Genomic DNA, 11,088 nt, shown 5'->3' with positions numbered 1-11,088 from the left:
TCAGGCTTTCTGTGCGGCGGTGACGAGTGCGAGGACTGCGCCGACCGACTGGTCGAAATCGATGTGGGTGGTGTCGAGTGTGTGCACGCCGTCTGCGGCGGTGAGGAAGCTCGTCGTCTTCGCGTCCTTGGCGTCGCGGCCGAGGGTGACGTCGCGGGTGGCGGCCACCGCCTCGGCGCTGGCATTGCCGTGGGTCTCCTTGGCGCGGCGGACCACACGCACTTCGTCATCGGCGGTCATGAGGATGCGGACCGGGGCGCCGGGGGCGACGACGGTGGTGATGTCGCGGCCTTCGACGACGATGCCAGGTGAGGCTGCGGCGATGATCTGGCGCTGCATCTCGATGAGCTCGCTGCGCGCCTCAGGCACGGCGGAGACGACCTGCACGCTGGCCGAGACCTCCGTCGAGCGGATCTCCTCGGTCACGTCGATGCCGTCGACGGCGACGGCAGGGGCGGCCGGGTCGGTGGAGATCTCCAGGTCAGCGCCGCGGACGAGTTCGACGACGTCGCCGGGATCGGTGACGCCGCGGGTCATGCACAGCCAGCCCATCGCCCGGTACATCGCGCCGGTGTCGAGGTAGGCGTAGCCGAGCTGGGTGGCCACGGCCTTCGAGACGCTGGATTTTCCGACGCCGCTGGGGCCGTCGATGGCGATAACGGTCATTGCTGTCCTTCGTGTTCGATGACGGCTTCGGGAACCCACCAGCCGCGGGAGGTGAGGCCCTCTTCGAGTTCGCGCTGCCGTGCCGGCACGACAGCGACTTCGACACTGCCCAGCTTAACGCCGGTGGCGTGCTCGATCCGGATGTCCTCGATGTTGATGCCGAGCTCGCCGACATCGGCGAAGAGCTTGCCGAGCATGCCGGGGGTGTCGTCGATGAGGACGGTGATCTCCGCGTACTTCTGCGGGGCCTGGCCGTGCTTGCCGGGGATCCGGTCGTAGCCGTCGTTGCCGGCGGTGATCGTCTGCGCGATCGTCGCGATCGCCCCGGGTGCCAGGTCGAGGGCGCTGATGAGGGTGTCGAGGTCTGCGCGGATGCTTTCGAGCACCTCGCGGACCTCGGCGGCGTTGCCGGCCAGGATCTGGGTCCACAGGCTGGCATCGGAGGCGGCGATGCGGGTGACGTCGCGCAGCCCCTGCCCGGCCAGGGCAACGCCGTCGGCGGGCATGTCGACAAGCTGGGCGGCCATGAGGCTGGCCATCACCTGCGGGGCATGCGAGACACGGGCGACCGAGGAGTCGTGGAACTCCGGGTCGAGGTGGACGACGGCCGCACCGACGTCGGTGGCCAGTGCGACGATCTGGGCGAGGCGGGCAGCTGGGGTGTCGTCATCGGAGCAGACCACCCAGGGCCGGCCGACGAACAGGTCGTCGCGGGCGGCGATCGCCCCGGACTTCTCGCGGCCGGCCATCGGATGGGAGCCGATGTAGCGGTCGAGGTCACCGGGTGCGCAGGCTGCGCGCACCTCGTGCAGCAGCACGGTCTTGACGCTGGCGACATCGGTCACGGTCGCCTCGGGGAACCGGTCGAGGGCGGTGAGGATCGTCTGTCCGGCCACGTCGGGCGGTGTGGCGACGATGACGACATCGGTCGCCTCAGGTTCGCCGACGGTGCCTGCGCCGAGGTCGGCGGCCAGCCGCTGCGCGGTCGGTGACAGGTCGGCAAGAGTCACCTCGTGTCCGGCGCCGGTGAGCGCGAGTCCGAGTGAGGTGCCGAGCAGGCCGGTGCCGATGACGTGCACACTCATCGTCTGGCTCACAGACCGACCGCCTGCATGAGCTCTCCGATCTCATCGGGGCGCAGGTCGCGGACCTTGCCCTGGCGCTGTTCGGCCAGGGCGATCGGGCCGAAGTGGGTGCGCACGAGCCGGTCGACGGGGTTGCCGACGGCATCGAACAGGCGGCGCACGATCCGGTTGCGGCCTTCGTGCAGGACGAGTTCGACGAGCGCGCGCCCGGGTGTCGAGTCGATGAGCTTGAAGGAGTCGACCCGGGCGATGCCGTCGTCGAGTTCGATGCCCTCGCGCAGCCGGGCGCCGACGTCCTTGGCGACCGGGCCGCGCACCTGGGCGAGGTAGGTCTTGGGGATCTCATAGGACGGGTGGGTCAGCCGGTTGGACAGCTCCCCGTCGTTGGTGATGAGCAGCAGGCCCTCAGTCTCGGCGTCGAGGCGGCCGACGTGGAAGAGCCGTTCGGGCCGGTCGCGCAGGTACTCGGCCAGGCTCGGCCGGCCCTCGGGGTCGTCCATCGTCGAGACGACACCGGCGGGCTTGTTGATGGCGAGGTAGACGCGGTCGGGAGCGGTGACGATGCGCATCGAGTCGACGTGGACGGTCTGGGTCTCCGGGTCGATGCGGGTGCCGAGTTCGGTCACGATCTGCCCGTCGACTTCGACGCGGGCATCGGCGATGAGCTGCTCGCAGGCGCGCCGGGAGCCAAGGCCGGCATCGGCGAGCACCTTCTGCAGGCGCACACCGTCAGGCTGGTGGACGGCGTTGGCCGCCGAGGTGTTCTGCTGGGCGGTACGCTGCGCCTGGCTGCGCTGTCGGCGGGTCGGGCGTTTGGACCGGTGGCCGGGTCCGCGTGGATTGCTGCGAGTCATAGGGGTCATTGTCTCAAACCCGCACGTGGTTGCCGAACCGGGCGCGAGGTGTGGCTGCAGCTTGTGCTGCCGCTCAGGTCTCGGCAGGCTCCCCGCCGGCTTCCAGGCCCACCTCGGCTGGTGCTGCCGGTTCGTCGGCGTCTGCACCGAGGTCGATGTCGTCGCCGGTGGCCACGTCGTCGTCTGCCGGCAGGAAGGGTGCGATGTCGGGCAGTTCGTCGAGGCTGTCGATGCCGAGGCTTTCGAGGAACTGGCCGGTGGTGGTGAACTGGCGTGCTCCGGTGAGCTCTTCGGTGCCGGCTTCGACGATGAGGCCTCGCATGAGCAGGGTGCGCACCACACCGTCGACGTTGACGCCGCGGATCGCGGAGATCCGTGCGCGGGTGACCGGCTGCCGGTAGGCGATGACGGCCAGGGTCTCCAAGGCCGCCTGGGACAGGGTGGCGGTCTGGCCGGCGGTGAGGAAGTCGGAGACGAGGTCGTGGTAGTCGCTGCGCGAGTAGATCCGCCAGCCGCCAGAAGCCTCCCGGAGCTCGAAGCCGCGCTGCCGGCTGCCCGGCTGCGCTCCGTCGTAGTCGGCCTGCAGCTGCCGGCAGGCGGCGGTGACGGTACCGGCCTCGATGCCCAGGCTCTCCGCCAGCGCTTCGGCGGTGACGGGGGCGTCTGCGATCATGAGCACGGCTTCGATCCCGGCCAGCAGCGTGTCCTCAACCTGCGCCCCGACCTGCTCCTCGACCTGTTTGTCAGCCTGCGCTGTGTGCTGCTCGCTCATGTCGGCTCCTCGTCATCGGGTGGGGTCGGGGCGTCCCATTCGTCGGTGTCGGGCAGTGCGATGGTCGCCAGGTCTGCAGCTTCTGCGGCCACCACGGTGAGCTCGCCGAGCGGGGCGGGCTGGTCGAAGTCGCACATGCCGGCCTTGAACAGCTCGAGCAGTGCGAGGAACCGGGCGACGACGACCAGCGTGCTCTCGGCATCGGCGATGAGGTCCGAGAAGGTCAGCCGGCCGTGCTGGCCGAGGCGGGTGAGGACCACGGTGCGCTGTTCGGCGACGCTGATCTGGGGCAGGTGCAGGTGGTCGGTGCTCACCGTCGGCGGGGTGTGGTCGCGCTGCAGGACGGTGGCGTAGATCGCGGCGAGGACCTGCGGGGTGGCGGTGATCTCCAGGGGCGGCAGGATGTCGCGCAGCCCGTCTTCCAGCGGCACTGAGCGGGCGGTGCGGGTGGCGGCGTGTGCCATCTGCTCGGCGAAGACGGCGGAGACGGCCTTGTAGGCGCGGTACTGCAGCAGCCGGGCGAAGAGCAGGTCGCGGGCTTCGAGCAGCTCCAAGTCGAGTTCGTCGTCGACGTCGCCGCGCGGCAGCAGCCGGGCGGTCTTGAGGTCGAGCAGGGTCGCTGCCACGAGCAGGAAGTTCGACAGCTCCTCGAGGCTCTGCTCTGCCCGCAGCGCGGTGACGTAGGCGATGAACTCGTCGGTCACCTCGGCTAAGGCGACATCGGTGATGTCGAGCTTGCGCTTGGAGATGAGCCCGAGCAGCAGGTCGAAGGGGCCGGAGAAGTTCTCCAGTGTGACGACGAAGCCGCCGGACTCGTTATGCCCGGCGGCTTCGCTGGTCTCGGCATCACCGGCGGCCGGGGCCGAGGCGTCCTGCTGTGCCGTGGTCATCGCTGGGCTCAGGGTGCTCCCCCGCGGGCCACGAGCTCGCACGCCAACTGACGGTAGGCCTGTGCTCCGGTATGGGTGGGGGCGAAGGAGATGATCGGCTCAGCTGCCACCGAGGCGTCGGGGAACTTCACGGTGCGGCTGATGACGGTGTCGAAGACCCGGTCGCCGAAGGCCTCGACGACCCGGGCGATGACCTCCTTGGCGTGCAGGGTGCGGCCGTCGAACATCGTGGCGAGGATGCCGTCGATCTCCAGGCCGGGATTGAGGCGGTCCTGGACCTTCTCGATCGTCTCGACGAGCAGGGCGACACCGCGCAGCGCGAAGAACTCGGTCTCCAGCGGGATGATGACGCCGTGGGCGGCGGTGAGCGCGTTGACGGTCAGCAGGCCGAGCGAGGGCTGGCAGTCGATGAGGATGACGTCGTACTCATCGGAGACCTTCGCCAGGGCGCGGGCGAGGACCTGTTCGCGGGCGACCTCGCCGACGAGCTGCACCTCGGCAGCGGAGAGGTCGATGTTGGCCGGCAGGATGTCGATGCCCACGACGTTGGAGGGTTCGATGACCTCGTGCGGGTCGAGCCGGGAGTTCATCAGCACGTTGTACACGCTGCGCTCGAGGTCGTGCGGGTTGAGGCCGAGCCCGACGGAGAGCGCACCCTGCGGGTCGAAGTCGACGAGCAGCACCCGGCGGCCGTAGTCGGCCAGCGCGGCTCCGAGGTTAATCGACGAAGTCGTCTTGCCGACGCCGCCCTTCTGGTTCACCATTGCGATGATCCGTGCCGGGCCGTGCCCGTCGAGCGGCGGCGGTTCAGGGTACTCGACCTGCGGTCGCCCGGTCGGGCCCATCACCTCGGCATCTGGGATGTCCAGCTTCTGCTGCGAATCAGCCACGCCAGTCTCACCTTTCGTCTCGGATGTGTTCAGCTTATCGTGCGCACCGGCACTTTCGTCGTTCCACCGCGCCTGCTGCCGCAGGCTGGGCTGTGTGCCGGTTCAGCGGGCCCGCGGGTGGGTGGTGGCGTACACCTCGCGCAGGGTCTGGCTCGTCACCCGCGTGTAGATCTGGGTGGTCGTCACGGCGGCATGCCCGAGCAGCTCTTGGACGACCCGGATGTCGGCGCCGCCTTCGAGCAGGTGGGTGGCGAATGAGTGGCGCAGCGAGTGCGGGCTGATGTCGTCATCGAGGCCGGCGTGCTGGGCGGCGGTCTTGATGGTCTGCCAGGCGGATTGGCGGCTGAGCCGGCCGCCACGCTGGTTGACGAACACCGCGCCGGCGCGCTGCCGGCCGGTCTGCTGGCCGGCACCGGCGCGGGCGGTCATCTCCGGCCGGGCGCGCACAAGCCATGCTTCGAGCGCTTCGGAGGCGTGTGAGCCCAGCGGCACGAGGCGTTCCTTGCTGCCCTTGCCGTAGAGGCGCACGATCCTCGATTCGAGGTCGATGTCGTAGATGTCGACGCCGATCGCCTCGCTGATCCGCGCGCCGGTGGCGTAGAGGAACTCCAGCAGTGCCCGGGCCCGCAGCTGAACCGGTTCGTCTCCAGCGCAGGCAGCGAGCAGCCGTTCGACCTCAGCGATAGTGAGCGCATGCGGCAGGGAGTCGACGTCGCGGGGTGGGGAGATCTCAGCGGCCGGGTCATCCGACACCCGTCCTTCGGCGTGGAGGAATCCGAACAGCCGCCTGATCGCCACGGTCAGCCGTGCCCGGGAGCGCACCGCCAGGCCGGTGTCGGCGATGAGGGCGAGGAAGGTCTCCAGGTCAGATCCGGTGACGGCGGTGAGGTCGCGGATCTGCTGGTCTTCAAGCCACGTGAGCAGGCGGGCCAGATCACGAGCATAGGCGTCGAGCGTGTTGTGCGACAGGCCGCGTTCGAGCTGCAGGTGGGCGAGGTAGTCGCGAACCGGATCGGCCAGCCCAGCCGGCGCCTCGGGCAGCAGTTCGGCGGCGTGGCGGGCCATCAGGATCCGTCGGCGGCAGGCCCGGTTCGGGTGCGGGTGCCGCGGGCGCGCAGCTGCACGTCTCTGGCCGGCCACGGTTCGTCGGCTGCGCGCATGTTCTCCCAGCCGCGGGCGCGGGCGTGGTCGGCGTGCAGGATCGCCAGCGCGGCGGTGCCGTTGGTCACGCGTCCGGCCAGCACCGCTTCGACGGCCTCGGTCAGCGGGATCCAGACCGGCACGATGCCGTTCTCCTCCCCGTCGCGCAGATGGCGTTCGGCCTCCGGGACGGCGCTGAGGTCGCGGGCGGCGAAGATCCGCAGCGTCTCGCTGACCCCACCGGGCGTTGAGAGCTGGTCGGCGAGCAGGTGCCACTGCCCGGCTTCCAGGTCGGCTTCCTCACCGAGTTCGCGCTGGGCTGCGTGCAGCGGTTCCTCACTGGGCACATCGAGCAGGCCGGCTGGGATCTCCCAGTCCCGGCACAGCACCGGGTGCCGGTACTGCTGGATGAGCAGGATCCGGTCCTCGGCGTCGATCGCAGCGATCGCGACGGCCCCGGTGTGCTGGACGAAGTCGCGGGTCAGCGGCTCGTCGGATTCGGGCAGCGAGAAGGTCTCGCGCCGCACGTCCCACACGTAGCCGCGGAAGGCGGTTTCACTCGAGGTCACCTCAGCGGGAGTGAACTCGTCGCGCAGCTCGGCTGCCAGGCCCTGCTGTGCTGTCAGGGCTTCGGCAGCCGAGGTGGCGTGTCGGGCGTGCATCAGACGCTTTGCCGGTCGAGTGCTGCGCGCACGAGACCGGAGAACAGCGGGTGGGCCTCTGTCGGCCGGGACCGCAGCTCCGGGTGGGCCTGCGTGGCGACGTAGTACGGGTGGACGTCGGCGGGCAGTTCGACGAACTCGACGAGCTGCTGGTTCGGCGAGGTGCCCGAGATCACGAGCCCGGCGTCAGTGAGCTGCTCGCGGTAGGCGTTGTTGACCTCATAGCGGTGGCGGTGGCGCTCGGAGATCTCGTCAGTGCCGTAGACACCGGCGACGATGCTGCCCGGCAGCAGGTCGGCACTGTACAGGCCCAGGCGCATGGTGCCGCCGAGGTCGCCTTCACCGTCGACGATGTCGAGCTGTTCGGCCATCGTGGCGATGACCGGCGCCGAGGTGTCGGGATCGAATTCCGTTGATGACGCCTCGTCGATGCCGGCGACGTTGCGTGCGTATTCGACGACCATGCACTGCATGCCCAGGCACAGGCCAAGCGTCGGGATGCCGTTCTCGCGGGCGTAGCGCAGCGCCCCGAGCTTGCCTTCGATGCCGCGGATGCCGAAGCCGCCGGGCACGCAGATCGCGTCGAGGCCGGCGAGGTGCTCGGCGGCGCCTTCAGGGGTTTCACACGAGTCGGAGGCAATCCAGTGGATGTTGACCTTGGCGTCTTCGGCGAATCCGCCGTGGCGCAGCGCCTCCGTCACCGACAGGTAGGCATCAGGCAGGTCGATGTACTTGCCGACCAGGCCGATCTCGACTTCGTGACGCGGGTTGTGCACGCGTTCGAGCACCCAGTCCCACTGGTCCCAGTCGACGTCGCGGAAGGGCAGGTTGAGGCGGCGGATGACGTAGACGTCGAGGCCTCCATCGTGCAGGACCTTCGGGATGTCGTAGATGGACCGGGCGTCGACGCAGGAGACGACGGCTTCGAAGTCGACGTCGCAGGCCGAGCCGATCTTCGCGCGGATCGAATCCGGCAGCTCCCGATCGGAGCGCAGCACGATCGCATCAGGCTGGATGCCGATCGAGCGCAGGGCTGCCACCGAGTGCTGGGTCGGCTTGGTCTTGAGCTCACCCGAGGGCCCGAGGTAGGGCACGAGGGAGACGTGGATGAAGAAGCAGTTCTCGCGGCCGACGTCGTGGCGGACCTGGCGGGCGGCTTCGAGGAACGGCAGCGATTCGATGTCGCCGACGGTGCCGCCGACCTCGGTGATGATGACGTCCGGAGCCTCACCGTCGGTGCGCTCGGCCTGGGACCGCATCCGCAGCTTGATCTCATCGGTGATGTGCGGGATCACCTGGACGGTGTCACCGAGGTAGGCGCCGCGGCGCTCCTTGGCGATGACCGAGGAGTAGATCTGCCCGGTGGTGACATTGGCGCTGGCGTCGAGGTCGGTGCCGAGGAAGCGCTCGTAGTGGCCGATGTCGAGGTCGGTCTCTGCGCCGTCGTTGGTGACGAACACCTCGCCGTGCTGGAAGGGGTTCATCGTGCCCGGGTCGACGTTGAGGTAGGGGTCGAGCTTCTGCATCGCGACTGTGAGCCCGCGCTGTGCGAGCAGATGTCCCAGCGATGATGCTGTCAGTCCCTTACCGAGGGAGGATGCCACACCCCCGGTGACGAAGATGTGCCGGGTTGTGTTCTGTCCGCTTGTTCGCAATCGATTCACCACGGAATTGAATTCTATCAGGGAGGAGGGCACCGCGTCCCGCCAGGGACGCGGTGGGAATCAGCGGCGCTCGATCGGGCGGGTGCCGGCATGCATGCCGAGGACCGTGTCGTAGATGTCGAGCAGGATCAGCCCGGCGGTGTCGACGCTGGTGGAAGCGGCTACCCGGTCCTTGGCTGCGACTGCTGCGGTGGCACGGGCGGCGGGGTTGTCGACGTAGTCGGCGATGGCGGCCAGCAGTCCGGGCGTGTCGTCGGCGGCGACGTGGGTGACGCGCTCACCCCAGATGCGGGCACCGCGCTCCCGGCCGATGTGGACGACCGGCCTGCGCATCTGCATGAGCCCTTCGGTGCTCAGCCCGGTCATCCGGTCGGCGGCGATGACAAGATCGGCGGCAGCGGCCACCTCGGCGGCGGAGTATTCGCTGGCCACGCGGATGTGGTCGAAGCGGTTGGCGATCTCGCGGCTGACCTGGTCGCGGGCTGCTCCCCCGCCGGTGAAGGCGACCACCCAGCGGCGGTCGGGACGGTGGCTCGGCAGCCTGATCGCGGCATCGAGCACGGTGGTCAGGTCGGTGCCGTCGCGCATCTCGATGGGGCTGGCGATGAGCCAGTGGCCGGCAGGCACGTCGAGGTCGCGGCGCACCCGCTTGCGGTCGCGGGTCAGCGCCGTGGCGACATCGGCGCGCGGGTCGAGGTCGGGGCGCAGCAGCGGGGCGCGTTCGGTGACCGGGACTTCGAGGTCGGCGAAGTACTCGCAGACCGGGTCGGTGGTGCCGAGCACGGCAGTCGAGGTGCGGGCGACGGTGCGGGCCAGCAGCGATTCGACGGTGCTGGATTCGTCGAAGCGCTCGACAGTGGTGATGATCGCCGGCTGCATCCGCTGCGGCAGACCGGTCAGGGCGAGACCGGCGAGCGCTCCGGCGTGCAGTCCGTGGGCGTGGACGAGGTCGACGTGCCGGTAGTACTTGTGCAGTGTGAAGGCGTGCGAGGCGTCGGAGACGCGGATGCCGCGCACCGCGCCGATCTCGATGTGGACGAGCAGCGGGTCAGCGGTGTCGAGACCGAGCGTGTCGAACACGGACCGGCGGGCAGCGATGGCGGTCGGGTAGCCGGCCTGCAGGTGGCGCGCGATGGTCTCGCGGGCCATCTCGACGACAACGGAATCGGCGGTGTCGAGAACGTGCATGATCCGGGTGCTGGGATCCGGTCCGAGGGGCGTCTGGCTGGCGAGTTCGCTCATGGCTGTCGCTCTTTCTGCTGGTCGCGGATGGGTTGCGTCTGTCTCTAGACTAGCGATGTTTCAGCGGCTGCCGGCATCGAGCAGGGACGTGTAGTGGCGGAGGATCGTGCGGGCGACTTCGGGTTCGCGCGGCAGGTCGAGTGCCTTGTGGGCCGCGCGGCGACCGAGTTCGGCGCGCATCTGCTCTTCGGCGGCGAGCATCCGGATGCCCTCGGCCATCGCCTCGGCGTCCCCGGGGGTGATGAGCAGGCCGGCGTCACCGAGCAGTTCGGGGGTGCCGCCGGTCGCGGTGGCGATGATCGCTTTGCCGGCCATCATCGCTTCCTGCAGCACGAGTGCGCGGGCCTCCCACAGGCTGGAGAGGACGAAGATGTCAGCGGCTTGGTTGAGGGTGGTGACGTCATCGCGCTGGCCGAGGAAATGCACCGGCAGCTGTTCGGCGATGACGCGCTTGCGCAGCACCCGCATCTCCTCCTCATCAGCGGCTCCGGCGATGAGCAGATGCACCCGGTCGTCATCGAGGCGGGCCAGGGCGTCGAAGAGCAGACCGTAGTTCTTCTGCGGGGCGATCCGGCCGACGGCGAGCATGAGGACGGTCTCGCGCGGCAGTGCGAGTTCGCGCAGCAGTCTGGAGCGCAGCAGCCGGTTGTTGACGTCTTCGGCGAACTGCGGGTCAGGCGCTGCGGCTGGGGCGAAGACGGCGTTGCGGGCACCGTGGTCGCGAGCGCGGACGACGAGGTCGGAACTGGCCCCGATCGTCAGGTCGGCGCCGCGGGCGACGTACATCTGCACGGCCTTCTCGGCAAGTTCGCGGATGCCGCTGCCCATCGCCTGGTTGTGCCAGGAGACGACGGTGTGGGGGCGTTTGCGCTTGGAGATCCGGTTGGCGGCCGTGAGTGTGGTGAAGCCGGCGCGGAAGCCGTGGGCGTGGACGATGTCGGCGTCGAAGGTGGCGATGAGCTTGCGCAGCCGGTTGATTGAGACGGTGTCCCTGACGCTGAGACTGGTGCCGAGCTCGAGGGGTGCGAAGACCACCTGGCCGAGAGCGTCGAAGCCGAACTGCTCGTTGGTCGCCGATGGGCCGATGACGCCGACGGTGTGGCCTGCCTGCGCGAACTCCCGGGCCAGGGAGGCGACGTGGGTTCCCACTCCTCCGGTAGAGGTGGCTAAGACCAACAGAATCCGCAGGCTGCGCATGGACGATGTCCTCTCAGTCGATCGCT

The 11,088-nt window shown here is 69.2% G+C and carries 11 protein-coding genes; all 11 read right to left on the bottom strand.

Annotation, left to right across the window (positions count from 1 at the left end):
* The 11 genes from cmk to M3C25_RS05220 all read right to left on the bottom strand — a co-directional run bounded on the left by cmk (window position 1) and on the right by M3C25_RS05220 (window position 11,014).
* Window positions 1-666 carry a (d)CMP kinase gene (cmk, locus tag M3C25_RS05270; protein ID WP_259855269.1) on the bottom strand — a complete coding sequence of 222 codons (666 nt, stop codon included), beginning with the start codon at window positions 664-666 and terminating at the stop codon, window positions 1-3.
* Window positions 663-1,763: a prephenate dehydrogenase gene (locus M3C25_RS05265; protein WP_311200501.1), complete on the bottom strand. Its 1,101-nt coding sequence runs from the start codon at window positions 1,761-1,763 to the stop codon at window positions 663-665. The genes cmk and M3C25_RS05265 overlap by 4 nt, the downstream gene beginning before the upstream one ends.
* Window positions 1,760-2,605, bottom strand: a complete 846-nt coding sequence (locus tag M3C25_RS05260) for a pseudouridine synthase (RefSeq protein WP_259855268.1) — start codon at window positions 2,603-2,605, stop codon at window positions 1,760-1,762. Before M3C25_RS05260 ends, M3C25_RS05265 begins: the two co-directional genes overlap by 4 nt.
* Window positions 2,606-2,678: 73 nt before the next feature.
* Window positions 2,679-3,377, bottom strand: coding sequence for an SMC-Scp complex subunit ScpB (gene scpB, locus M3C25_RS05255; RefSeq protein WP_259855267.1), 699 nt, complete (start codon window positions 3,375-3,377; stop codon window positions 2,679-2,681).
* Window positions 3,374-4,267: a segregation and condensation protein A gene (locus tag M3C25_RS05250; RefSeq protein ID WP_259855266.1), complete on the bottom strand. Its 894-nt coding sequence runs from the start codon at window positions 4,265-4,267 to the stop codon at window positions 3,374-3,376. The genes scpB and M3C25_RS05250 overlap by 4 nt, the downstream gene beginning before the upstream one ends.
* Window positions 4,268-4,275: 8 nt before the next feature.
* The gene (locus M3C25_RS05245) at window positions 4,276-5,112 is read right to left on the bottom strand and encodes a ParA family protein (RefSeq protein WP_259855288.1); all 837 of its coding nucleotides are present in this window, start codon (window positions 5,110-5,112) and stop codon (window positions 4,276-4,278) included.
* A gap of 147 nt (window positions 5,113-5,259) precedes the next feature.
* Complete coding sequence (gene xerD / locus M3C25_RS05240; protein WP_259855265.1) at window positions 5,260-6,222, bottom strand: site-specific tyrosine recombinase XerD; 963 nt, start codon at window positions 6,220-6,222, stop codon at window positions 5,260-5,262.
* A complete protein-coding gene (locus tag M3C25_RS05235; protein ID WP_259855264.1) occupies window positions 6,222-6,959 on the bottom strand; it encodes an NUDIX domain-containing protein in 738 nt (245 codons plus the stop codon). Before M3C25_RS05235 ends, xerD begins: the two co-directional genes overlap by 1 nt.
* The gene (gene pyrG, locus M3C25_RS05230) at window positions 6,959-8,623 is read right to left on the bottom strand and encodes a CTP synthase (protein ID WP_375545098.1); all 1,665 of its coding nucleotides are present in this window, start codon (window positions 8,621-8,623) and stop codon (window positions 6,959-6,961) included. Before pyrG ends, M3C25_RS05235 begins: the two co-directional genes overlap by 1 nt.
* 60 nt (window positions 8,624-8,683) lie before the next feature.
* Window positions 8,684-9,865, bottom strand: coding sequence for a group 1 glycosyl transferase (locus M3C25_RS05225; protein ID WP_259795276.1), 1,182 nt, complete (start codon window positions 9,863-9,865; stop codon window positions 8,684-8,686).
* Window positions 9,866-9,925: 60 nt separating this feature from the next.
* Window positions 9,926-11,014, bottom strand: a complete 1,089-nt coding sequence (locus tag M3C25_RS05220; protein WP_375545097.1) for a glycosyltransferase family 4 protein — start codon at window positions 11,012-11,014, stop codon at window positions 9,926-9,928.
* Window positions 11,015-11,088: the final 74 nt, after the last annotated feature.

It is taken from the genome of Brevibacterium luteolum, assembly GCF_025147615.1.
Taxonomy (GTDB): Bacteria; Actinomycetota; Actinomycetes; order Actinomycetales; family Brevibacteriaceae; genus Brevibacterium; species Brevibacterium luteolum.
Note: the sequence above shows the minus strand (reverse complement) of the source record. Positions and strands in the feature narration are given on the sequence as shown.